The sequence below is a fragment of the Rathayibacter sp. AY1B4 genome (assembly GCF_002932815.1).
Lineage (GTDB): Bacteria > Actinomycetota > Actinomycetes > Actinomycetales > Microbacteriaceae > Rathayibacter.
In genome coordinates, this window is record NZ_PSWN01000022.1 from 35,019 (window position 1) to 58,381 (window position 23,363).

Below are 23,363 nucleotides of genomic sequence, written 5' to 3' on the forward strand. Positions count from 1 at the left end.
GCGCCTCGCGCGCCGGGCCCCTCCCCCCTTTCTCGACGGAGGTACTCCCGTGTCAACGGTGACAGCAGCACCACCCCGCAAGCAGCGCAAGCAGCCCAGCGCGCCGGTCCAGAAGGCCGCGCGGATCCGCAACTCCCTCTCGGAGCGGATCGCCCCCTACGCGTACGTCGCGCCCTTCTTCATCATCTTCATCGTCTTCGGGCTCTTCCCGCTCCTGTTCACGTTCTACGTCTCGCTCTTCGACTGGAACCCGATCGGCGAGCAGACCTTCGTCGGCATCGCGAACTTCCAGCAGCTCTTCGCCGACTCCCGGTTCTGGAACGCGCTGGTCAACACCTTCGGCATCTTCATCATCTCGACGGTGCCCCAGCTGCTGTTCGCCCTCTTCCTCGCGCACCTGCTGAACCACGCCCGCCTCCGCTGGGCGAACTTCTTCCGCATGGCGCTGCTGGTGCCGTACATCACCTCCGTCGCGGCGACCGCGATCGTGTTCGCGCAGATCTTCGACAAGAACTTCGGCCTGATCAACTGGTTCCTCGGCATCTTCGGACTGCCGTCGATCAACTTCCTCGCCACGAACTACGGCTCCTGGATCGTCATCTCGACGATGGTCTTCTGGCGCTGGTTCGGCTACAACACGCTCCTCTACCTGGCGGGCCTGCAGTCGCTGCCCCGCGAGATGTTCGAGGCGGCCTCCGTCGACGGCGCGTCCAGCTGGCAGCAGTTCCGCCACCTGACGATCCCGGCGCTGCGCCCGATCATCGTCTTCACCGTGATCATGTCGACCATCGGCGGTCTGCAGATCTTCACGGAGGCGCTCCTGGTGGCTCCCGAATCGGGCCTCACCTGCGGCGCCGGCCGGCAGTGCCAGACGCTGGCGCTCTTCCTCTACGAGCAGGGCTTCGGCCAGTTCAAGTTCGGCTACGGATCCGCCATCGGCGTCGTGCTGTTCGTGATCGTGGTCCTCGTCTCCCTCCTCAACTTCTACCTCTCCACCCGCACCCGGAAGGAGGCCGTCTGATGTCGGATGTGATCGACCAGGCCGTCCCGCAGACGCTGGCCCCCACGGTCCAGAAGGCACAGCTGCCGAAGCGGCGCGGGAAGGGCGGCGGAGTCGGCTGGCCGACCTACGTCTTCCTCGTGATCGCGGTGCTCGTCTCGATCTTCCCGCTCTACTACATGTTCGTCGTCGCGTCGGTCGGAGCGACCGCCGTCACGTCGATCCCGCCGCGCCTGTACCCGGGCACGAACTTCATGGCGATCGCCGAGAAGGTGTTCGACACCGTCCCGTTCATCGCCTCGATGCTGAACAGCCTCATCGTGTCGCTGAGCATCGCCGTCATCTCGGCGATCCTCTGCGCGATGGCCGGCTTCGCCTTCGCGAAGCTGCAGTTCCCGGGCCGCAACGTGCTGTTCCTCATCGTGCTGCTGACCATGACGGTGCCGGCGCAGCTGAGCATCATCCCGCAGTACCTGATCGTCTCGGCGCTCGACTGGGTCGACACCCTCCAGGCGATCATCGTGCCGGGCCTGGCCAGCGCCTTCGGCATCTTCTGGATGCGGCAGCACATGTCCACGACGGTCAGCGACGAGCTGATCCAGGCGGCCCGCATCGACGGCGCCAACTCGTGGCAGCTGTTCTGGCGCATCGCCTTCCCGGTGGTCCGCCCCGCGGCGTTCGTCCTCGGACTGATCACGTTCACCGCGGTCTGGAACGACTTCATGTGGCCGTTCATCGTCCTCAAGTCGCCGGAGCTGTTCACGGTGCAGATCGCGCTGAAGCAGCTGCAGGCCAACCGCTCGATCGACGTCGCCCTGGCGATGGGCGGATCGTTCATGGCCACCCTCCCGCTGCTGATCGCGTTCTTCTTCGTCGGCCGCCGGATGGTGTCCGGGATCATGGACGGGGCGTTCAAGGGCTGATGCACGACGCTTCCCCAGCACTGCCCGGGACGGACGCCGCGCGTCCTCCCGGGCGGGACTGGCGGGACCGCGCTCTGCCTCCGGCCGAGCGCGCCCGCCTCCTGACCCAGGAACTCACCCTCGAGGAGAAGGCGGCGCAGCTCGGCTCCGTCTGGCTCACCGACTCCGCCGACGACTTCGCTCCGAAGCTCGACGACGGGCCCGCCGCGGGCGACGACCTCTTGACCGGCGGCCTCGGCCAGCTGACCCGCGTGTTCGGCACCGAGCCGGTCACCGTCCCGGAGGGCGTCCGTCGGCTCCGCGAGCTGCAGGAGCGCGTGGTCGCCGGCAGCCGCCTCGGCATCCCGGCCATCGCGCACGAGGAGTGCCTCACCGGCCTGGCCGCGTACGGCGCGACCGCGTTCCCCACTCCGCTCGCCTGGGCGGCCACCTTCCACGAGGAGCTCGTGGGCGAGATGGCGGAGGCGATCGGCTCGGACATGCGCGCCCTCGGCATCCACCAGGGCCTCGCCCCGGTCGTCGACGTCGTGAAGGACTACCGCTGGGGCCGCGTCGAGGAGACCCTCGGCGAGGACCCGTACCTGGTCTCGCAGCTCGGCGCCGCCTACGTGGCGGGGCTGGAGGGGACCGGTGTCGTCGCGACGCTGAAGCACTTCGCCGGGTACGCCGCCTCCCGCGGCGCCCGCAACCACGGACCCGTGAGCATGGGACCGCGCGAGCTCGCCGACACGGTGCTGCCTCCGTTCGAGGCCGCCCTGCGGCACGGCGGAGCCCGCAGCGTGATGACCTCGTACACCGACATCGACGGCGTACCCAGCAGCGCCAGCCGGCACCTGCTGACGACGCTGCTCCGCGACCGCTGGGGCTTCGAGGGCACGGTCGTCGCCGACTACTGGGCGGTGCCGTTCCTCCAGGCCATGCACCACGTGGCGGTCGACGCGGCCGACGCGGGGCGCCTGGCGCTGCACGCCGGGGTCGACGTCGAGCTGCCGCAGACGGCGGCGTACGGCGAGCTGCCGCGCCTGATCCGCGAGGGCGTCGTCGACGAGGCCGACCTCGACCGCTCCGTGGCCAGGCACCTGCGCCACAAGTTCGAGGCGGGCCTGCTCGACGGCGGCCCGCTGGTGCCCGACGGGGCCGAGGAGGTCGACCTCGACAGCGCCCGCAACCGCGCGATCTCGTCGCGGATCGCGGAGGAGTCGGTCGTGCTGCTGCGCGACGAGGACGTCGCGGGGCTGCTGTCCTCCGGCTCGCTCGCCGTCGTGGGACCGGCCGCGGACCAGTTCCGCAGCCTGGTCGGCTGCTACGCGTTCCCCAACCACGTGCTCTCCAAGCACCCCGGGCACGACCTCGGCCTGTCGATCCCGACCGTGCTGACGGCGCTGCAGGAGGAGTTCGGAGCGTCGCGCGTGCGCTTCGCGGAGGGTGGCTCGATCACCTCCGCGTCGACCGCCGGCGTGCAGGAGGCGGTGGACCTCGTCCGCGGCTCCGATGCGGCGGTCGTCGTGGTCGGCGACATCGCCGGGCTCTTCGGCGACGGCACCTCGGGCGAGGGCTGCGACGCGGCCGACCTCCGCCTCCCCGGAGCGCAGGAGCCGCTGGTGACGGCCGTGCTCGAGACCGGCGTGCCCACCGTGGTGGTCGTCCTCTCGGGCCGGCCCTACGCGCTCGGGGCGTTCGGAGCGGCGCGCGGACTCGTGCAGGCGTTCTTCCCGGGAGCGGACGGGGCGGCCGCGGTCGCCGGGGTGCTCTCGGGCCGCGTGGCTCCGACCGGGCGCCTGCCCGTGCAGATCCCGCGGCTCCCGTCCGCGTCGACCACGTACCTGCAGCCGTCGCTCGGGCTCTCGAACCCCGGGATCACGGCGCTGGACGCGACTCCGCTCTACCCGTTCGGCTACGGGCTGACCCGCGGCGCGGTGACGTACACGGAGCTGGCGACGGCGGCGGAGCTGCCGGTCGGCGGATCGCTCGACGTGGCGGTATCGCTCCGGAACGACGGCGCCGACACGGTCGAGGTGGTGCAGCTCTACGCGGGCTATCCGACGTCTGCGGTGGTGCGGCCGGTCGCGCAGCTGATCGGCTTCGCGCGCGTGCCGATCGCGGCGGGCGAGACGCTGACGGTGCACTTCCACGTCGACGCGGCCCGGCTCGCGGTGACGGGGGAGGACGGCCGGCTCGCCGTGGACCCGGGGCCGCTGCGGCTGACGGCCGGCGCCTCGGCGGCGGACGCGGCAGTGACGGCGGAGGTATCGATCACGGGGGAGCGGCGGCTGCTCGCCGAGCGGGCGCTGCGGACCCCCTGGTCGGTGGCGCGAGGCTGAGCGGTCGGCGCCTCAGGGGGAGGCGCCGGCCGCTCGCGGGGGCGGGCCGGTGGTGCCGGCTCGCGAGTCCGCAGAAGTCGCGGTGCTCGAGCGCGAGACCTGCGACTTCTGCGGGGTCGGCGGCCGGGAGCGCGACGGCCGCGTAGCACCGGAGGCGCACAGCGCAAGGGGCCCGCGCGAGCCGGAGGCCCGGCCTAGCGTGGAAGGAGCGGCGCCGCCGGTGGCGGCCCGCGGAGAAGACCGATGCAGAGGAGAGTCATGCCCGCCCTGACCGACACGTTCACGCTGTCCAACGGAGTCGCCATCCCGAAGATCGGGTTCGGCACCTGGCAGATCCCCGACGGCCCCGAGGCCTACGACGCGACGACCGCCGCGCTCGAGGCCGGCTACCGCCACATCGACACCGCCCGCGCCTACGGCAACGAGGCGAGCGTCGCCCGGGCCCTGCGCGACAGCGGCGTCCCGCGCGACGAGGTGTTCATCACCACCAAGCTCCCGGCCGAGGTGAAGGACTACGAGGGCGCGAAGGCGAGCTTCGAGACCACCATGGCGGCGCTCGAGCTCGACCACGTCGACCTGTACCTCATCCACGCCCCGTGGCCCTGGCAGGACATGGGCTCCGACCACCGCGAGGGCAACATCGCGGCGTGGAAGGCGATGGAGGAGATCCTCGAGGCCGGTCGCTCGCGCGCCATCGGCGTCTCGAACTTCCAGGTCGCCGATCTGGAGTCGCTGATCGCGGCGACCGACGTGGTGCCGCACGCCAACCAGATCCGCTGGTTCGTCGGCAACACCCAGGACGAGACGACCGCGTACTGCAAGGAGCACGGCATCCTCGTGGAGGGCTACTCGCCGCTCGCGACGGGCGGCCTGCTCGACAACTCCGACATCGGCGAGATCGCCGCGAAGTACGACAAGTCGGTGGCGCAGCTCTGCATCCGCTACCTGCTCGAGAAGGACGTGCTGCCGCTGCCGAAGTCGACGACGCCCTCGCGCATCGTCGAGAACGCCGACGTCGACTTCGAGATCTCGTCCGAGGACCTCGCGCACCTCGACTCGCTCGTCGACACGGAGTCCTGACCCGCGGGCGCCTGCTCCTGACGGTCCGGAGGCCGTCGCACTCGAGCTCGAGTGCGGCGGCCTCCTGCGTCTCTTCGCGTCCGCCGCCGCCTCCGCTCGCGAGTGTGCAGGAGTTGTCGCAGTGGGCGTCGAGTGCGACAAGTCCTGGCTTCTCGCCGGACTCCTCCGATCGCGGTTCCGCGAGTGCGCAGGAGTTGTCGCAGTCGGTCTCGAGTGCGAGAACTCCTGGAGTCTCGGGGTGCTCGGCACAGGAGCGACGGGCGTCCGGCGTCCCGAGGCCGGTCGCGAGTGCGCAGGAGTTGTCGCAGTGGGCGTCGAGTGCGACAAGTCCTGGCTTCTCGCCGAGCCGAGGCGAGGGGCGAGGCGGGGCGGGGCGGGCCCGCCCGCCCCGGCCGGTGCCCGCGCGTCAGGCCAGGCGCAGCAGGCGGCAGCCGTGCGGCTCGAGCTCGAGCTCGACGGCGCCGCCGACGATCGGCAGCTCGGCGCCGCTCCACACATCGACGGCCGAGGCTGCGCCGGAGCAGCCCAGGTCGGCCAGGTGCGCCGAGTAGGACCGCGCCGACGAGCCCAGCCAGAACACTCCGCGCCACTGCTCGTCGCCGCGCCACGCCGACCACACCACCAGGTCGCCGTCGCGGACGATCTCGCGGCTGCCGTCGCTGCCGAGCAGCGCGAGGACGTCGTCGTTCGTCAGCAGCGCCAGGGTGTCGGCGGGCGTGTCCGGGAGGTGCCCGCCCATCATCAGCGGCGAGCGGAGCAGGCACCACAGCGTCACGAGCGTCCGCTGCTCCGCGGGCGTGAACCGCGAGAGCCGGTCCTCGCCCACGTGCGCGCGCACGCCGATCCGCCCCAGCGGCAGCATGTCGGCGTCGGCCCAGGCGCCGGGGCGCTGGTGCGGCGCCCAGCGCGCGGCCCGCTGGAACTGCTCGTGCAGGTGCGCCCAGTCGTCCCAGAAGTCGTCCGAGATCCGCCACATCTGCGCGGTCGAGCGCAGCAGCTCGAGGTTCTCGAGCGAGAGCTGCTTGCCGGGCGAGAGGCTCAGCACCATCGGGCGGCCGGTCGCGTCGATCGCGCGGGAGAGGGCGGCGATCTCCTCCGCCTGGATCGGCGGGTAGAGCACGTCGTCGAGCTTCACGAAGTCGACGCCCCACGAGGCCAGCTGCGCCATCACGGAGTCGTAGTACTGCTGCGCGCCGGTCGCGCTCATGTCGACGCCGTAGTTGTCGGGGTTCCACGGGCAGACGTTCCCGCGGTCGGCGATGTCGGCGCAGGTCGCCTCCGCCCCGAGCACCGGCAGGCCGAGCTCGACGGCCCGCCGGGGGACGCCGCGCATCAGGTGCACGCCGAAGCGGAGGCCGAGGGCGTGCACGCGCGCGGCCAGCGCCGTGAACCCGCCCGTCGCCGCGGAGGGGAAGCGTCCGACGGCGGGCTGCGGGCGGCCCCAGTCGTCGAGCACCGGCTCCGACACCTCCTGGTAGTCGCTCGTGCCGGGATCGGGCTCGTACCACTGGATGTCGACGACGACCGTGTCCCAGCCGTGCGGCAGGAGGTGCTCGGCGAGGTGCTCGGCGTTCGCGAGCACCTCCTCCTCCGTCACCGAGGCGCCGAAGCAGTCCCAGCTGTTCCAGCCCATCGGCGGGCGGCGGGCGGCCTCCGTGCGCGCGGCGATCACGACAGCTCCAGCGTCACGGTCGCGAAGGAGTGCGGGGGCAGCGTGACGCGCAGTCCTGTCGCCGTGGTCTCGATGCCCTCGAGGGCGACGGGGGTCACCTCGTCGGCGGCGCCGGGCCGGTTGTGCGCGTCGGGGCGGTCGGCGGTGAGGAGGCGGCCGGTCGCGCCGGTCACGGTCCCGCCGCGGAAGTCGAGGGAGACCTCGAGCGGCTCCTCCAGGTCGACGTTCGTCAGCGAGACCAGGACGCGGCCGTCCTTCGTGGAGGCGGAGGCGGAGGCGACGGGGATCTCGCGGCCGTCGACCGTGTGCGTCGGGCCGGCGACCGTGGTCGGCAGCACCGTCGCGTCGTGGTGCCCCTTGTTCATCTCGAACACGTGGTAGGTCGGCGTGCGGACCATCTCGCCGCCGTCCGGGTCGGTCAGCAGCATCGCCTGCAGCACGTTCACCGTCTGCGCGATGTTCGCCATCGTCAGGCGGTCGGCGAAGCCGTGGAAGACGTCGAAGTGCCAGGCCGCGACCATCGCGTCGCGGATCGTGTTCTGCTGGAAGAGGAAGCCCGGGTGGGTCCCCGGCTCCACGTCCCACCAGGTGCCCCACTCGTCGAGCACCATCCCGTACTTCTTCTCGGGGTCGTGGACGTCCATCACCGCGGCGTGCGAGCGGAGCAGCTCCTCGATCCCCTGCGCGGCCACGATCGTGCTCCAGTAGGTGTCGGCGTCGAAGTCGGTCGCGCTGCCCTTCGCGTGCCAGCTGCCGCCGATCGTGTAGTAGTGCACCGAGACCGACTCCCACGGCACGGAGGAGAAGGGGTGTCCCTCGATCTCGGGGATCACCTCCATCAGCGTCTGCGTCCAGTGGGTGTCGGCGCCGTCGGCTCCGGCGGCCACGCGGTAGAGCGGAGTGTCGTTGCCGCTCTGCACGAAGGTCCCGAACTGCCGCGCCAGGTCGGCGTACGCGCCGGCGCGCATGTTGCCGCCGCAGCCCCAGGTCTCGTTGCCGAGCCCCCAGAAGCGGACGGTCCACGGCTCCTCCCGGCCGTGGGAGCGGCGCAGGTCGGCCATCGGCGACTTCCCCGCGCCGGTGAGGTACTCGGCCCAGTCCGCCATCTCCTGCACGGTGCCGGAGCCGATGTTGCCCGAGATGTAGGCGTCGGCGTCGAGCAGCTCGCAGAGCGCCATGAACTCGTGGGTGCCGAAGGAGTTGTCCTCCGCGACTCCGCCCCACTGCGTGTTGATCAGGCCGGGGCGCTCCTCGCGCAGGCCGATGCCGTTGGTCCAGTGGTAGCGGTCGGCGAAGCAGCCGCCGGGCCAGCGGAGGTTGGGGATGTCGAGGGCGCGGAGGGCCTCGACGACGTCCAGGCGGATCCCGCCCTCGTTCGGGACGGGCGAGTCCTCGCCGACCCAGAAGCCGTCGTAGATGCACCGGCCGAGGTGCTCGGCGAAGTGACCGTAGAGGTGGCGGCTGATGGTGGCGCCGGGGCGGTCGAGGTCGACGGTGACGGTGCTGTTCACGGGGTGCTCCAGGGTGGTGGCGGACGGGTCGGCGGCGGCGGTGCTCACGCGGTCTCGCGGACGAGCCGCAGGACGATCGCGCGGTCGGCGTGGAAGGTCGGCAGGTCCAGGCCCGCCTCGCCCAGCAGGCTCCCCGGGTAGGCGGGGGCCGGGGCGTCGGAGTCCAGCGGCACCGTCGACTCCAGCCAGTGCGGGCTCTGCCAGGGCGGGCCGAGCGAGCCGGGGCGCGCGGTCTCGATCCGGTAGCGTGCCCGCGGATCCAGGCCCGGGAGGCGGACGCGGCGGCGCGAGTCCGCGGTCAGCGCGGGCGTGACCAGCGTGTACAGCGCCTCCGAGCCGTCCGGCGCGACGACGCCGCGCAGCGACGGCGCGTCGGGGTCGGAGTCGTCGCCCCCGACGACCCGGCCGGTCGCGATCAGGCCGCGGTGCTCGCGGTACGCCGCGATCCAGCCCGCCAGCACGGGCTCCTCCTCCGCGTCCAGCTCGCGGAGGTCCCACTCGATCCCGAAGTGGCCGAGGAAGGCGATCGCGCAGCGGGTGTGCAGGTCGCTGGTGCGACCGGTGACGGAGTTGACCGGCGAGGCGACGTGCGAGCCGAGCATCTCCGGCGGCACGAGCAGCCCGGTCCAGCGCAGCATCCGCGAGCGGTCCAGCGGGTCCTGGTTGTCGGAGGTGTGCACGCGGTCGGTGCGCTCGAGGATCCCCAGGTCGACCCGGCCGCCGCCGGAGGCGCAGCTCTCGATCTCGAGCTCCGGGTGCCGGGCGCGCAGCTCGTCGATCAGCCGGTACAGCGCGAGCGTCTGCTCGTGCACCGCGGCCGTCCCGGTGGCGGGGTGGCCCGCGTCGATCAGGTCGCGGTTGTGGTCCCACTTGAGGTACGCGACGCCGAGGTCGGCGACCAGGCCGTCGAGCACGCCGAGGATGTGCGCGAACGCGTCGGGGTTCGTCAGGTCGAGCACCTGCTGGAAGCGGAACCGCGGCGGCAGCTCCTCGCGGGCCCGCAGGATCCAGTCGGGGTGCGCGCGGGCGAGGTCGGAGTCCTCGTTGATCATCTCGGGCTCGACCCAGAGGCCGAACTCCATGCCCAGGCCGCGGACGTGCTCGGCGAGGGGGAGGAGGCCGTCGGGCCAGGCGACGGGGTCGGGCGTCCAGTCGCCGAGGCCGGCGCGGTCGTCGCTGCGGCCGAGGAACCAGCCGTCGTCGAGCACGTAGCGCTCGACCCCGAGGGCGGCGGCGCGGTCGGCCAGCTCGGCGAGGACGGCGAGGTCCTGGTCGAAGTAGACCGCCTCCCAGACGTTGAGCGTCACCGGGCGCGGCCGGCGCGAGGAGCGGGAGACCCCGCGGAGGTGGGCGTGGAAGCGCGCGGCCGCGGAGTCGAGGCCGTGGCCGAAGCTGCCGGAGATCCAGGGGGAGGAGTAGCTCTCGCCGCTCGCGAGGCGCACCTCGCCGGGCAGGAGCAGCTCGCCGCCCCGGAAGGCGAGCCAGCCGTCGCCGCGCTCCACCGCGTGCTCGTGGTTGCCGCCGATGCCGACGTGGCAGAGCCAGACCCGGCCGTCGGCGGAGTCGAAGCCGGGGGTGCCGACCGCGACGACCGTCGTCGCGTCCAGGCCGGTGCGGCCGCGCCGCGAGGAGCGGGAGTGGGTGCCGGTGACGACCGGGTGGCGCTGGGGGATCTTCTCGGTGCCCCAGCGGCCGGAGAAGTCCAGGATCTCGCGGGCCTCGGTCGGGATCCGGAGGGCGGGGTCGACGCCGATCACCTCGAGGTGCCCGGCGCCGTCGTTGCGGACCGAGACGCGGGTCCTGAGCAGTCCGGCAGGAGAGAGAACGATCTCTAGGACGACCCCGATCCGGGCCTGCGCGTCGTGCGCCTCGACGGTCACGGCGGCGCTGCCGGCCTGCGCGACCGCGCCCTCCGCGAGGGCCTCCCCGTCCACCGAGACGGCGTCCACGGTCAGCCTCGGCGACCAGCCGGCGCCCTCCCGGTGCACCCGGAGACCCGGCAGGCCGGCCCAGCCGAAGGTGTGCTCGGGCAGGATCCCGGGCTCGTAGGGGACGTCGGAGGAGCCCTCGATCCCCGTCCGCGCGGGAGTTCTTGCGAAAGCTGCGAGATCGTCGTCGCTCGCGTCGAGTCGCGGACCCCAGTGCAGCAGCACGGGCAGGTCGCCTCCCGACTGAGTGAGGAGGGCGGACACGTCATCGGCGACGAGATGGATCACTCTCGGGGATTGCATGTCCCCATTCCTATCGTCGATCCTGGTCTGAGTACAGCGAGAGATCGATCTCGACCCTCGGTCGGATGGACCACCGCGCGGATCGACCCGCGCCGATCGACCACCGCTCGCACCGCTCATCCCCACCACCCACCGCCTCGACGAGGAGCACCCATGCCGCTGACCCACCCGGCGCCGCACGAGACCCGTCTGGAGCGCGGGGTGCTCGACGCGCGGCGGCGGCTCAACCGCGACTACCTCCTCTCGCTCACCGACGAGGGGCTGCTGCAGAACTTCCTGATCGAGGCCGGGATCGGCGACCAGGGCTGGCACCTGCACCCCTCGCAGGACTCGCGCGAGGCCCGCGGCCTCGACCGGCACTGGGGCTGGGAGACGCCGGGCTCCCAGCTGCGCGGGCACTTCCTCGGCCACTGGCTCTCCGCCGCGGCCCGCGAGGTCGCGGTCACCGGCGACCCGCTGCTGCGCGTCCGGATCGACTCCGTGCTCGACGGACTCGAGCGCTGCCAGGAGGAGAACGGCGGCGGCTGGATCTGGGCGATCCCGCGCGGCTACCTCGACCGCCTCGCGACCGGCCGCCCCATCTGGGCGCCGCAGTACGCGATGCACAAGCTGCTGATGGGCCTCGTCGACCTGCACCTCGACCTCGGCGACGAGCGGGCGCTGCGGATGGCGCGGGCCGCCACGGTCCCGCTGCTGGAGTGGGTCCGCGGATTCGACGACGCCGCGTTCCAGGAGATCCTCGAGGTCGAGACCGGCGGCATGCTCGAGGTCTGGGCCGACCTCCTCGCGATCACCGGCGACCCCGTCTACACCGAGCTGCTGGGCCGCTACGACCGCCGCTCCCTCTTCGAGGGCCTGCTCGAGGGCCGCGACGTGCTGACCAACATGCACGCCAACACCACGATCCCCGAGGTCCTCGGCGCCGCCCGCGCCTACGAGGTCACCGGCGACGAGCGCTGGCGGAGGATCGTCGAGGCCTACTGGGAGCAGGCGGTCACCCTCCGCGGCACCTTCTGCACGGGCGGTCAGACCTCCGGCGAGATCTGGACGCCGCCCTTCGCGTTCGCCGCTCGCCGCGGCGAGAAGACGCAGGAGCACTGCGTCGTCTACAACATGATCCGGCTGGCCGACGTGCTGCTGCGCTGGACCGGCGACCTCGCCTACGCCGACTACATCGAGCGGAACCTCTGGAACGGCCTCCTCGCCCAGCAGAACCCGCGGACCGGGATGGTCGCCTACTTCCTGCCGCTCGAGGGCGGCGCCCGCAAGGACTGGGGCAGCCCGACCGAGGACTTCTGGTGCTGCCACGGCACGCTGGTGCAGGCGCACACGCGCCACTCCGGGCTCGTCTTCTACCGCGGCGGTGACGCCGAGCTGACGATCGCGCAGCACGTCGACGCGAGCCTGCGCCTGCCGACCGCCGCCGGCGACGCGGCGGTGCGGGTCGAGGTGCTCGACACCGCCGGCTACGTCGGCCCGGACGCCAACGCGGGTGCCGCGGGCGACGTGCACCGCCCCACCGCCTCGCGGATCCGGGTCGAGATCGTCTCGGAGGAGGGGGTCGCGCTGCACGTGCGGCTGCGGGTGCCGGAGTGGACCGTCGGCGAGCCGGGGGTCGCGGGCGACGCCGAGCGCGTCCGGGCGGGCGACGGCGCGCTCCTGATCGAGCACCCCGGCGGCCGCACGAGCGTCGACCTCGCCTTCGGCACCGAGATCCGCGCCGTGCCGATCCCGGACGAGCCGGGCACGGTCGCCTTCGTCGAGGGCCCGATCGTGCTGGCCGGCCTCGTCGACCGCGAGATCGCGCTGCGGGGGCGACTCGAGGACGCCCCCGCCCTGCTCGCCCCCGACAACGAGCGGCAGTGGACCCAGTGGCTGCACGGGTACCGCGCCGTCGGCCAGCCCGCCGCCGTCCGCTTCCGGCCTCTGCACGAGGTCGTCGACGAACCCTTCTCGCTCTACTTCCCGGTCTCGGCCGGGAGCTGATGGACAGGATCCCCTCCGTGACCTGCGCTCCGCGCTCATGACCGCCTCCCCCGCCTCCCCCGCCGTCCGGGCGATGCCCCGCGGCCGCCTCCTGCTGCCGATCTTCGCGATGCTCGTCGGCTTCGGGCCGCTCACCATCGACCTGGTGCTGCCGTTCCTGCCGACGCTGCAGGAGGATCTCGGCGTCTCGGTGGCGACCGCCCAGCTGGTCGTCACCGGCGCCACCTTCGGCTTCGCGGCCGGCCAGCTCATCTCAGGACCGCTCAGCGACGCGGTCGGCCGCAAGTGGCCGCTCGGCGTCTCGGCGGCGCTGCACATCGCGGCGAGCCTCGTCGCGGCGATGACCTCCGACACCGCCGTGCTGCTCTCGGCCCGCTTCGTCCAGGGCGCCGCCTGCACCGCCGCGGGCGTCGTCGTCACCGCCATCGTCCGCGACCTCTACAGCGGCAAGCGGCTCGTCACGATGCTCGCGAACCTCGCCGTGATCGTCTCGGTCTTCCCGATCCTGGTGCCCTCCGTCGGCGCGCAGCTGACCAAGGTGATCGACTGGCGCGGCTCCTTCCTCGCGGTCGCCGCCTGGGGAGCGCTCGCGACCGTGATCGCGCTCCTGGTGCTGCCCGAGACGCTGCCCCGCGAGCGGCGGCACCAGGGCGGGCTCGGCCCGTCGCTGCGCAACTCCTTCGGGATGCTCCGCCGGCCGCGCGTGCTGGCGCTCGCCGCCGCCTCGGCCGCGGGCTGGTCGGTCGGCTTCGCGTATCTCGCGACCGCTCCCTTCCTCTACACGAACGTCTACGCGGTCGGGCCCGACCTGTACGGGCTGCTGTTCCTGGTCACCTCGCTCGTGACGATCGCGGTCGGGCAGACGACGGGACGGGTGATCGTGCCGCGCTTCGGACCCCGGTTCGCGATGTCCGCCTCGGCGATCGTCACGGCGCTCGGCGCCGTCGTGGTCGCGGTGCTCGCGCTCACCGGCACGCAGCCGCTGCTCGTCGTCGTCGGCGCGCTGACGTTCGCGCTGGCCGGCCGCTCGCTCGGCTTCGCCCCGGTGCAGTACCTCTCGCTGCAGGGCCCGTCGAGCGAGGCGGGCAGCGTCACGGCGATCCTCGGCACGGTCAGCTTCACGGCGGCCGGACTGGTGATGCCGGTGATGGGCGCGTGGGCCGAGATCTCGCTGATCCCGTTCGCGATCCTGCTGCTGCTCGCGGGGCTGGTCGAGGGCGGCGTGGCGCTGCTGTTCCGGCCGGGCTCGCGGCGCTTCGATCCGGGGGCGCAGCGGCTCGAGGACGAGCCGGCGGGGGCCGCCCGATCGGCCGGCCCCCGCGCGCACGACGAGAAGAGCTGAGATGACCCTCCGGGAAGGAACCACCGTGGAACTGCGCTCCGGCGACTACACCCTCCGCGTCGAGGCGGGCGGCCTCGAGGTGCTCGCGGGCGAGAGCGTCCTCTACGCGAACGACCGGCCGCTGCGCGTCACGGTCAAGACCGTCGCCGCGATCAGCGAGTACTCCGGCGCGCCCTACGACGACGTCTCGCTGTCGGAGGGGGCGATCACCGCGAGCGGGACGATCACCATCCGCTCCGGGTCATCCTTCGCCGTCACCGACGTCTGGCGCGTCGCGGGCGACGGCTTCTCCGTGCACCGCGACGTCGAGGTGCTGGCGGCCGGTGGCGACCTCGGCTTCTCCACCGCCGTCTCGCTCGGGCTGACCGGGTCCGACGACCTCCGCGACTACGAGTGCTTCGCCCCCGGCGCCTGGTACCGCGACAACGCCTTCGGGCCCGCCGACGCGATGGGCCGCGACCCCGGCAGCGAGTACTTCTGGCGCACCGAGACGCACTACGCGCTGCCGCTGTTCGCCGCGCAGAGCCTCGCGACCGGCGAGACCGTGGCGCTCTCGCGCTGGGCGGCCGACGCGACGCTGCCGCGCCTGGACGTGGTCCGCTCGGAGAACTTCACCGACCCGGACTGCACCGTCGGCTCGATCGGCCTGAGCCGCCCGCAGGGCACGACGCTGAACTACCTCTACTACGGCTTCGGCGTGCGGACCCCGCTCGACGTGCCGCCCGCGGGCCTGTCGATCGACTACGTCCACCCGGGCGCCGACGGCGAGCGCCCGATCGACAACCCCTACTCCGGCCTCGACTACGACGCCGCCCCGAAGGCCCTGCAGCGGGTGAACCACCCGGTCGAGGTCGGCTTCCGCCAGCGCTACGCCGTCGCGGTCGACCTCGGCCGGTACGACGACTTCGCGACGATGATGCGCGCCACCTGGCGCAGCACCTACGCCCGGCTCCGCGACGACCTGTTCGAGGTCGACAACGAGCGGCACTTCCACCACGGCATGGCGATCCTCCAGCGCCTCACCCGCCGCTACGGCGACTCCTGGGGCCTGCCGTTCGCCTGTCAGCTGCCGGACCTCGACGTCTCGAGCGTCTCCTTCCAGTTCGGCTTCGTCGGGCAGCAGCCGGGCATCGGCTACCAGCTGCTGCGCTACGGCGACCGCGAGGGCGTGCCGGAGGCGTTCGAGCAGGGCGTCGGCATCGTCGACTTCTGGGCGCGGACCGCGCTGCCCGAGTCGGGCCCGCCGCGGATGTGCTTCAACCCCTCGCTCGGCGGCTTCGAGCCGTACCCGCACTACCTGCGGATGCTCGCCGACGGCGTCGAGGCGATCCTCGACGGCTACCTGCACCTGCGCGACCTCGGCGACGAGCGCCCGCTCTGGCTCGAGTTCTGCCGGCGGACCGCCGACTGGCTGCTCGAGGTGCAGGACGCCGACGGCAGCTTCCACCGCGCCTACAACGCCGACGGCTCGGTGCGGATGGACTCGCGCTCGAACACCCCGAGCGTGATCCGCTTCCTCGTGCAGCTGCACCTCGTGACGGGGGAGGGGCGCTACCGCGCGTCCGCCGTGCGCGCCGGCGAGTGGTCGTTCGCGAACATCCACCGCACGCTGGAGTACCGCGGCGGCACCTGCGACAACGCCGACATCCAGGACAAGGAGGCGGGCATCTACGGGCTGTTCGGGTTCCTCGCGCTGTACGACCTGACGGAGGAGCCGCGCTGGCTGGAGGGCGCCGTCCGCGCCGCCGACTACACGGAGACCTGGACCTACGCGTGGTCCTTCCCGGTCCGCGCGCCCTGGGCGCATCCCTTCAACCGGTACTCGATCAGCGGACAGAGCATCATCACCCTCGGCGGCGGCGCCGACGTCTACATGGCGGCCTGCTCGTACAGCTACTACCGACTGCACCTGATCACGGGCGACGAGCACTACCTCGATTTCGCCGAGTTCCTGCACCGCAACACCCGCCAGTCGACCGACGTCGACGGCAGCATCGGCTACGCGATGGCCGGCCTCGGCCACGAGAGCGGCGACTTCGCGACCCAGACCCTGCGCAGCCACCACCACTGGCTGCCCTGGTGCACCTTCGTCGAGGTCGACCCGGCCTCGCGCCTGCGCGACACCTTCGGCGTCTACGAGATCGCCGACGCGCAGCGCCTGCCCGCCGCCGAGCGGGCGGCCCGCAACCGCGTCTACGACCGCTACGGGCACTCGCGGAGCTGACCCGACCCACCGCATCCGGCGCGCGTCTCGTTCTCACGTCGACGCGGCCACACGGCGGGTCCGGCGGCCAGCGGGGACGACACCCGGTGCGCTGCTCCGCCTCCGTCGGCGGAGCGGAGCTCGTTCCGCGTGCCGCAGCCGTACCCTCCGCAGTGCCCTCAGCCGCGCCACTCCACGTCCACGCGCACCGCCTCCGCACCGAGCTCCAGCCCGCCCGACACCTCGCGCCCGTCGACGCGCAGCACCGCGTCGCGCAGCGTGCGCACCCGCGTCCCGCCCGCCGGTGCCAGCCACTCCGCGCTCGGCACCCGCCGCACCCGCAGCGACGCCCGCCCCGGCGACCACTCCAGCCGGTCCACGACCACCCCGCCGCGCGCGCGCAGCCCCGTCACGGCACCCCGCGCCCACGCGGACGGCAGTGCCGGCAGCACCGTCAGCGTCTCGTCATCCGATCCCAGCAGCATCGCCGCCACGAGCCCCGGCAGTCCGCCGCTGGCGTCGAGGTTGAAGATCCGCCCCGCGTCGTGCCGGGTCGTCAGCGTCGGTGACCAGTGCTCGACCGCGAGCCACTCCGCGCAGGTCAGCGCCGCGTCCCCGTCACCCAGCGCCGCCGCCGCGACGCCCACCTGCACCAGCCCGAACGCCATCTCCATCCGCCCGGGAGGAGCGGTCGGCGCCTCGGCCCGCCACGCGATCTTCGCCGCCACCGTCGCCGCCGCGGCGGCCCGCAGCCGCACCGCGGAGGCGCCGGGGCCCTCGAAGGCCGCATCGCCCCCGTACCAGAGCGGGTACAGCTGCGACGCGTGCCGGTGCGCGATCTCCTCCGCGAACCGCGGGTCGATCCACTCCGCCAGCGTGCCGTCCTCGGCGACCCGGTACTCCGGCAGCTCCGCCACCACCCGCGCCCAGCGCTCGTCGAGCGAGTCGTCGCCGCGGGCCCGGCCGAGCAGCGCCGTCGCCCGCGCGGTGTCCCGCAGCACGGCGACGTCGATCGTCGCATCGACCGCTATCGGCGAGCGCGCACCACCCGGTGTGTTCTCGGGGGAGTAGGAGGGGACGATCCGGCGCACCCCGTCGACCACGGTCGTCCCGGTCTCGGCGAAGCGCAGCACGCCCTCGGCCAGCTCCCACAGCCGGTCGTCGACGATGCCGCGGTCGCCCGTCGCGGCGACGGCGTCGGCGGCGAGGCGCAGCACCCAGCCGCCGCAGCCGGTCCAGAACAGGTGCGGGTAGCTCGCCGCGAAGTGGTCGGCGCGGCCGTGGGTCGACATCCGCGACGGAAGGAGCATCCCCTCGGCCCCGTAGACGAGGCGCGCGTTCTCGCGGTAGTCGTCGAGGTGCGGCAGCACCAGCTCCAGGATCGACAGCGCCAGCTCGGGCGTGCCGGTCGGGATCATCCCCGCCATCGCGCCGTTCTGGACGTTGCCGTTCAGCGTGTAGTCGGCCGACCACGCCGGCCGCCAGGTGCCCTGCCAGACGCCCTGCAGCGTCGGCGGCAGCTCGCCGGTCGACGCGACGATGTTCGCGCGGCCGCTGAGGTACGCGAGCTCGACGACGCGGCGGCGCGCGCCCTCGTCGCCGGCGCGGGCGGCGTCCCACAGGTCCTCGGTCAGCTCGGCGTCGGAGGCGCCGTCGAGATCCAGCACGGAGGCGCCGACCAGCCGGCCGTGCCCCTCGCGCTGGGCGTCGCGCAGCTCCTCCCAGGAGAGGTCGGCGGAGGCGTCGGGAGCCGCGCCGATCGCGACGTCCAGCCGGAGCACGCGGGCGACCCCCGTGGAGATCTCCACGTCCGAGACGGCGGCGCCCCCGGCCACGCGCCACGTCGCTCCGCTCGTCGCCCGCGTCACGGCGCGGATCGCGGTCGGGCCCTCGCCCGCCTCGGCCGTGAGCACCGCGGAGGCGCCGCCCTCGACGTGCGACGAGACCACGGCCGAGGCGTCGGGCACGCCGGTGTCGAAGGAGGTCGCCTCGCCGGCCCCGAGCGCGAGCTCGACGGTGACGACGGTGTCCGCGGAGGACTCCAGAGCCAGCCGGACGCCCTCGCCGCCGTGCGGGGCGAGCAGGCGCACGGCGTGGCGGCCGCCGTCCTCGTCGGTCCACTCCACCGCGGCCTCGCCGCCGAGCGGATCGATCAGGCGGACCGCGGAGGCGACACCGCCGGGGGTGCGCAGCGTGACGGTCGCGCAGAGGCCGAGCGGGTCGGTCCAGATCAGGCCGCCGTCGTAGCCGCTGTCGCGGGCGGCGCGGGCGAGCAGGGCGGTGGCGCTGTCGGAGTCGCCGGCCAGCATGGCGCCGCGCAGCTCGTCGCGGACGCCGGCGAGGTCGGGCGCGTCCGGGCGCGGATTGACGGGGAGGAACCAGCGCTCGTGGGCGAGCGGGACGGTCAGGGAGTCGGCGGGGCCGTGCACGACGGCGCCGACGCGGCCGCTGCCGACGATCAGGCCGTCCTCCCACGTCGGGGCGGGAGTGGCGGTGGCGAGGGCGGCGCGCGACGATGCGCGGTCGATCGATCGGATGATCGTTCCTTCCGTCAGGGTGCTCCTGATATGTTGCGTGGAACTTCAAATTAGCCGCCAGGGCACCCGGAGGGCCAACCCGGGCGGCGACTCGAGTGAGGACACCGCGATGACGCGACCGATCACCCTGTTCACCGGCCAGTGGGCCGACCTCCCGTTCGAGGAGGTGGCCCGCCTCGCGGGGGAGTGGGGCTACGACGGCCTCGAGATCGCCTGCTGGGGCGACCACATCGACGTCGCCCGCTGGGACGACGCGGAGTACGTGCAGAGCCGGAAGGACATCCTCGAGCGCAACGGCCTCCAGGTCTTCGCGATCTCGAACCACCTCACCGGCCAGGCGGTCTGCGACGACCCGATCGACGAGCGCCACCGCGACATCCTCAGCGACCGCGTCTGGGGTGACGGCGACCCCGAGGGCGTCCGGCAGCGCGCCGCCCAGGACCTCAAGGACACCGCCCGCTTCGCCGCCGCGCTCGGCGTGACGCAGGTCAACGGCTTCTCCGGCTCGTCGATCTGGAAGGGCGTGGCCATGTTCCCGCCCGCCTCCGACGAGTGGATCGCCGCCGGCTACCAGGACTTCGCCGACCGCTGGAACCCGATCCTCGACGTCTTCGAGGAGGTCGGCGTCCGCTACGCGCTCGAGGTGCACCCGAGCGAGATCGCCTACGACTACTGGACCGCCAAGCGCACCCTCGAGGCGATCGGCCACCGCGCCTCGTTCGGCTTCAACTTCGACCCGTCGCACTTCGTCTGGCAGCAGCTCGACAGCGTCGCGTTCGTGCTCGACTTCGCCGACCACATCTTCCACGTTCACGTGAAGGAGTCGGTCACCAACCTCGACGGCCGCAACGGCGTCCTCGGCTCGCACCTGCCGTGGGCGAACCCGCGCCGCGGGTGGACCTTCGTCTCGACCGGGCACGGTGCCGTCCCGTGGGAGCCGGTGTTCCGCGCGCTCAACGCGATCGGCTACACCGGCCCGACCAGCGTCGAGTGGGAGGACGCCGGCATGGACCGCCTCGACGGCGCCCCCGAGGCTCTGGCCTTCGTGCGGAAGCTCAACGCGATCACGCCGCCGGCCGACGCCTTCGACGCGGCGTTCTCGACCTCGCGCGACTGACCGCCCGCCGCACGCCTGCATCCCGGAGGCCGGAAGGACCGACTGCCCGCGAGGGCCGTCCGGGCCTCCCGGCCTCCGTCGTGCTGCGAGCGCGTCCGCAACCGGGGCCGGGACGCTGCAGCGGGCGCCGAACGGGCCGGAGAGGGCGATCCGCCCTCGATCGCCGACGTGATCCAGGCCGGTCTCGGCGGCGGGCCCCCGCCCCGACCCGGCGGCTCGCCGGGAACGACGGACGGCCGACCCCCCGCAGGGAGCCGGCCGTCCGGCCTCGCAGGATCTACAGGCCCTGGGAGAGGCGGTAGTACGCCGCGTTCGAGCGGATGTCGGACTCGAAGCCGCGGAGGGTGGTCGACTCGTCGATCACGAGGAGCTCGACGCCGGCGATACGGGCGAAGTCCTCCCACGCCTCCAGCCCGATCTGCGTCGTCATCACCGTGTGGTGCGCGGCACCGGCGGTGATCCAGGCGGCGGCACTGGTGCCGAAGTCCGGGGCGGGCTGCCAGACGGCGCGGCCGACGGGCAGGTGCGGGAGCGTCTGGGGCGGCTCGACGTTCTGGACCTTGTTCGCGACCAGGCGGAAGCGCTCGCGGACGTCGCTCAGGGCGACCACCACGGCGGGGCCGGCGTCGGCGGTGAAGACCAGGCGCACCGGGTCCTCGCGGCCGCCGATGCCCAGCGGGTGGATCTCGAGCGAGGCGCGCTTCGACGACAGGGACGGCGACACCTCGAGCATGTGCGCGCCGAGGATGAGCTCCTCGCCGGGCGTCATGTCGTAGGTGTAGTCCTCCATCAGGCTGGTGCCGCCGGGGAGGCCGGCGCCCATGACGGCGGCGATGCGGATGAGGACGGCCGTCTTCCAGTCGCCCTCGCCGCCGAAGCCGTAGCCGTCGGCCATGAGGCGCTGCACGGCGAGTCCGGGGAGCTGGCGGAGCCCACCGAGGTCCTCGAAGCTGTCGGTGAACGCCTCGAAGCCGCCCTCCTCCAGGAACGAGCGCAGGCCGATCTCGACCGCGGCGCCGTAGCGGAGCGACTCGTGGCGCTCGCCGCCGGGGAGCAGCTCGGGGACCACGTCGTAGCTCTCGAGGTACTCGGCGACGAGGGCGTCGATCTGCTCGGAGGTGGCGGCGTCGACGCGCTCGACGAGCTCGTTCACGCCCCAGGTGTTGACGCTGACGCCGAGGCGGATCTCGGCCTCGGTCTTGTCGCCCTCGGTGACGGCGACGTTGCGCATGTTGTCGCCGAAGCGGGCGACCTTCATGCTCTGCGAGGCGGACCAGCCTGCGGCCGCGCGCGACCAGGTGCCGATGGCCTCGGTGACGCGGGCGTCGCTCGCGTGGCCGACGACGGTCTTCCGGGGCACGCTCATCCGGCTGAGGATGTAGCCGTGCTCGCGGTCGCCGTGCGCGGCCTGGTTGAGGTTCATGAAGTCGAAGTCGATGTCCTGCCACGGCAGGGCGACGTTCGCCTGGGTGTGGAAGTGCAGCAGCGGCTTGGCGAGCGCGTCGAAGCCGTGGATCCACATCTTCGAGGGGCTGAAGGTGTGCATCCAGGTGATGACGCCCACCACGGAGTCGTCGGAGTTCGCCTCGATCATGGTGCGGCGGATGGCATCGGAGCTCTTCAGCACAGGCTTCCACTCGACGGTCACGGGGATCGCGCCCGCCTCGTTCAGCTGCGCGACGACGGCCTGCGACTGCTCGGCGACCTGGCGGAGGGTGTCCTCGCCGTAGAGGTCCTGGCTGCCGGTCAGGAACCAGACGGTGCGGGTGGCGAGGTCGGGGATGATGCTCTGGTACACGCTCATGCGATGGCTCCGGTGGGGTTCTGTCCGTAGACGTTCTGGTAGCGGTCGAACAGGGCGTCGATCGACTCCTGCGGGATGGGGACGAGCTCGCCGCCCTGGCGCGCGAGGTGCACGGTGCGGGCGACGTCCTCGGCCATGACGGCCGCCTTGACGGCGTCCTTCGCGTCCTTGCCGATGGTGAAGACGCCGTGGTTCTGCATCAGGACCGCCCGCGAGCGGTGCCCGCTGAGGGTCGCGACGATGCCGCGGCCGATGGAGTCGTCGCCGATGATCGCGAACGGGCCGATGGGGATCTCCCCGCCGAACTCGTCGGCCATCGCGGTGATGACGCAGGGGATCGACTCGGCGCGGGCCGCCCACGCGGTCGCGTAGGTGGAGTGCGTGTGCACGACTCCGCCGACCTCGGGCATCTCGCGGTACACGTAGGCGTGCGCCGCGGTGTCGCTGGAGGGGCTGCGGTCGCTGCCGGGGGTGCCGGGGACGACGTTCCCGTCGAGGTCGCAGAGGATCATGTTCTCGGGCGCGAGGTCGTCGTAGGAGACGCCGCTGGGCTTGATCACGAAGAGGTCGGCACCGGGCACGCGGCCCGAGATGTTGCCGCCGGTCCAGATGACGAGGCCGTAGCGGACGAGCTCGGAGTGCAGCCGCGCGACGTCCTCGCGGACGCGGGCGATCGCCTCCTCGACGGCGGGGGTCTGGGTGGTCATGCGGTGGCTCCCTGGTTCTGCGGGTCGGTGAGGGTCTCGACGGCGGTCTGCTCGACGGCGAGGCCGGCGCGGTAGCGCTCGAGGTAGGCGGAGAAGCCGGCGACGTCGTCCGCGTCGGGGGCGACGGTCTCGAAGCCGGAGTCGCCGAAGACCTGATCGGTGAGGTACGCGTCGAGCGCGACTCCGCTCTGCAGGCGGTAGGCGGCGAGCACCGCCATGCCCCACGGGCCGCCCTCGGAGGCGGTCGCGGCGACCGAGACGGGGGCGTCGAGCGCGCCGGCGAGGAAGCGCTGGGCGACCCCTGCGGTGCGGAACATGCCTCCGTGCGCGAACATCTCGTCGATCCGGACGCCCTCGCCCGCGAGGACGCGCATGCCCAGAGCCAGCGTGCCGAACACGCCGTAGAGCTGCGCGCGCATGAAGTTGGCGAGGGTGAGGCGCGAGTCGGGGGTGCGCACGACGAGCGGGCGGCCCTCGACGAGCCCGGCGATGGGCTCGCCCGCGAGGTGGTTGTAGGCGAGCAGTCCGCCCGCATCCGCCTCGCCCTCGAGCGCCTCGGCGAAGAGGGTGCCGTAGACGGCGTCGCTGTCGGAGGGTCCGCCGGACGCGGCGGCGAACCGCGAGAACAGGCCGACCCAGCTGGCGAGCTCGCTGGCTCCGTTGTTGCAGTGGACCATCGCGACGAGGTCGCCGGCGGGGGTCGCGACGAGGTCGAGCTCGTGGTGCACGCTCTCCAGCGGGCCCTCGAGGACGACCATGGCGAAGATGCTGGTGCCGGCGCTGACGTTCCCGGTGCGCGGGGCGACGGAGTTGGTCGCCACCATGCCGGTGCCGGCGTCGCCCTCGGGCGGGCAGGCGGGGGCGCCGACGCCGGCTCGCTCACCGCCGAGGGCGCGCTCCTGCTCGACCCCACCGGATCCCTCCGGCCC

The 23,363-nt window shown here is 72.9% G+C and carries 15 protein-coding genes; 8 read left to right on the top strand and 7 right to left on the bottom strand.

Translation table 11 applies throughout. From position 1 onward, the window contains the following. Positions 1-58: 58 nt before the first annotated feature. The 4 genes from C5D66_RS13505 to C5D66_RS13520 all read left to right on the top strand — a co-directional run bounded on the left by C5D66_RS13505 (position 59) and on the right by C5D66_RS13520 (position 5,324). Positions 59-1,021, top strand: a complete 963-nt coding sequence (locus C5D66_RS13505; protein ID WP_104224677.1) for a carbohydrate ABC transporter permease — start codon at positions 59-61, stop codon at positions 1,019-1,021. Beyond that, a complete protein-coding gene (locus C5D66_RS13510; protein ID WP_104224678.1) occupies positions 1,021-1,923 on the top strand; it encodes a carbohydrate ABC transporter permease in 903 nt (300 codons plus the stop codon). The genes C5D66_RS13505 and C5D66_RS13510 overlap by 1 nt, the downstream gene beginning before the upstream one ends. Beyond that, positions 1,923-4,244: a glycoside hydrolase family 3 N-terminal domain-containing protein gene (locus C5D66_RS13515; RefSeq protein ID WP_104274188.1), complete on the top strand. Its 2,322-nt coding sequence runs from the start codon at positions 1,923-1,925 to the stop codon at positions 4,242-4,244. The genes C5D66_RS13510 and C5D66_RS13515 overlap by 1 nt, the downstream gene beginning before the upstream one ends. A gap of 258 nt (positions 4,245-4,502) precedes the next feature. After that, positions 4,503-5,324, top strand: coding sequence for an aldo/keto reductase (locus tag C5D66_RS13520; RefSeq protein ID WP_104226493.1), 822 nt, complete (start codon positions 4,503-4,505; stop codon positions 5,322-5,324). Between the two features lie 406 nt (positions 5,325-5,730). On the opposite strand, the gene C5D66_RS13525 is transcribed toward C5D66_RS13520, so the two are convergent. The 3 genes from C5D66_RS13525 to C5D66_RS13535 are packed head-to-tail and all read right to left on the bottom strand — an operon-like array spanning position 5,731 to position 10,738. Further along, the gene (locus C5D66_RS13525; protein WP_258063874.1) at positions 5,731-6,996 is read right to left on the bottom strand and encodes a glycoside hydrolase family 27 protein; all 1,266 of its coding nucleotides are present in this window, start codon (positions 6,994-6,996) and stop codon (positions 5,731-5,733) included. Beyond that, positions 6,993-8,555 carry an alpha-L-arabinofuranosidase C-terminal domain-containing protein gene (locus C5D66_RS13530; RefSeq protein WP_308471284.1) on the bottom strand — a complete coding sequence of 521 codons (1,563 nt, stop codon included), beginning with the start codon at positions 8,553-8,555 and terminating at the stop codon, positions 6,993-6,995. Before C5D66_RS13530 ends, C5D66_RS13525 begins: the two co-directional genes overlap by 4 nt. Then, a complete protein-coding gene (locus C5D66_RS13535; RefSeq protein WP_104274189.1) occupies positions 8,552-10,738 on the bottom strand; it encodes an alpha-galactosidase in 2,187 nt (728 codons plus the stop codon). The genes C5D66_RS13530 and C5D66_RS13535 overlap by 4 nt, the downstream gene beginning before the upstream one ends. A gap of 153 nt (positions 10,739-10,891) precedes the next feature. Between C5D66_RS13535 and C5D66_RS13540 the strand changes: the two genes are divergently transcribed. Genes C5D66_RS13540 through C5D66_RS13550 form a run of 3 tightly spaced genes read left to right on the top strand, consistent with a single transcriptional unit; the run spans position 10,892 to position 16,290 of the window. Then, positions 10,892-12,724, top strand: a complete 1,833-nt coding sequence (locus C5D66_RS13540) for a beta-L-arabinofuranosidase domain-containing protein (protein ID WP_181067901.1) — start codon at positions 10,892-10,894, stop codon at positions 12,722-12,724. Positions 12,725-12,761: 37 nt separating this feature from the next. After that, a complete protein-coding gene (locus C5D66_RS13545) occupies positions 12,762-14,066 on the top strand; it encodes a multidrug effflux MFS transporter (protein ID WP_104274190.1) in 1,305 nt (434 codons plus the stop codon). Positions 14,067-14,091: 25 nt separating this feature from the next. After that, positions 14,092-16,290 (top strand): hypothetical protein, encoded by a 2,199-nt coding sequence (locus tag C5D66_RS13550; protein WP_104274195.1) that lies wholly within the window; start codon positions 14,092-14,094, stop codon positions 16,288-16,290. A gap of 158 nt (positions 16,291-16,448) precedes the next feature. Here C5D66_RS13550 and C5D66_RS17390 read toward each other — a convergent pair whose 3' ends face one another. Further along, positions 16,449-18,836 (bottom strand): glycoside hydrolase family 95-like protein, encoded by a 2,388-nt coding sequence (locus C5D66_RS17390; RefSeq protein ID WP_374954410.1) that lies wholly within the window; start codon positions 18,834-18,836, stop codon positions 16,449-16,451. Between the two features lie 79 nt (positions 18,837-18,915). Between C5D66_RS17390 and C5D66_RS13560 the strand changes: the two genes are divergently transcribed. After that, a complete protein-coding gene (locus C5D66_RS13560) occupies positions 18,916-19,923 on the top strand; it encodes a sugar phosphate isomerase/epimerase (RefSeq protein WP_104226056.1) in 1,008 nt (335 codons plus the stop codon). Between the two features lie 277 nt (positions 19,924-20,200). Here C5D66_RS13560 and araA read toward each other — a convergent pair whose 3' ends face one another. The 3 genes from araA to C5D66_RS13575 form a co-directional block, all read right to left on the bottom strand. After that, complete coding sequence (gene araA, locus C5D66_RS13565; protein WP_104249666.1) at positions 20,201-21,727, bottom strand: L-arabinose isomerase; 1,527 nt, start codon at positions 21,725-21,727, stop codon at positions 20,201-20,203. Further along, positions 21,724-22,434, bottom strand: a complete 711-nt coding sequence (locus C5D66_RS13570) for an L-ribulose-5-phosphate 4-epimerase (protein WP_104224687.1) — start codon at positions 22,432-22,434, stop codon at positions 21,724-21,726. The genes araA and C5D66_RS13570 overlap by 4 nt, the downstream gene beginning before the upstream one ends. Beyond that, the coding region (locus tag C5D66_RS13575) for an FGGY-family carbohydrate kinase (protein WP_258074873.1) at positions 22,431-23,363 on the bottom strand (933 nt) is incomplete at its 5' end. The genes C5D66_RS13575 and C5D66_RS13570, both read right to left, overlap by 4 nt.

Coding starts and splice junctions, on each gene's coding strand:
- C5D66_RS13510 (WP_104224678.1), top strand. CDS start 1,021: ATGTCGGATGTGATCGACCAGGCCGTCCCGCAGACGCTGGCCCCCACG.
- C5D66_RS13515 (WP_104274188.1), top strand. CDS start 1,923: ATGCACGACGCTTCCCCAGCACTGCCCGGGACGGACGCCGCGCGTCCT.
- C5D66_RS13520 (WP_104226493.1), top strand. CDS start 4,503: ATGCCCGCCCTGACCGACACGTTCACGCTGTCCAACGGAGTCGCCATC.
- C5D66_RS13535 (WP_104274189.1), bottom strand. CDS start 10,738: ATGCAATCCCCGAGAGTGATCCATCTCGTCGCCGATGACGTGTCCGCC.
- C5D66_RS13540 (WP_181067901.1), top strand. CDS start 10,892: ATGCCGCTGACCCACCCGGCGCCGCACGAGACCCGTCTGGAGCGCGGG.
- C5D66_RS13545 (WP_104274190.1), top strand. CDS start 12,762: ATGACCGCCTCCCCCGCCTCCCCCGCCGTCCGGGCGATGCCCCGCGGC.
- C5D66_RS13560 (WP_104226056.1), top strand. CDS start 18,916: ATGACGCGACCGATCACCCTGTTCACCGGCCAGTGGGCCGACCTCCCG.
- araA (WP_104249666.1), bottom strand. CDS start 21,727: ATGAGCGTGTACCAGAGCATCATCCCCGACCTCGCCACCCGCACCGTC.
- C5D66_RS13570 (WP_104224687.1), bottom strand. CDS start 22,434: ATGACCACCCAGACCCCCGCCGTCGAGGAGGCGATCGCCCGCGTCCGC.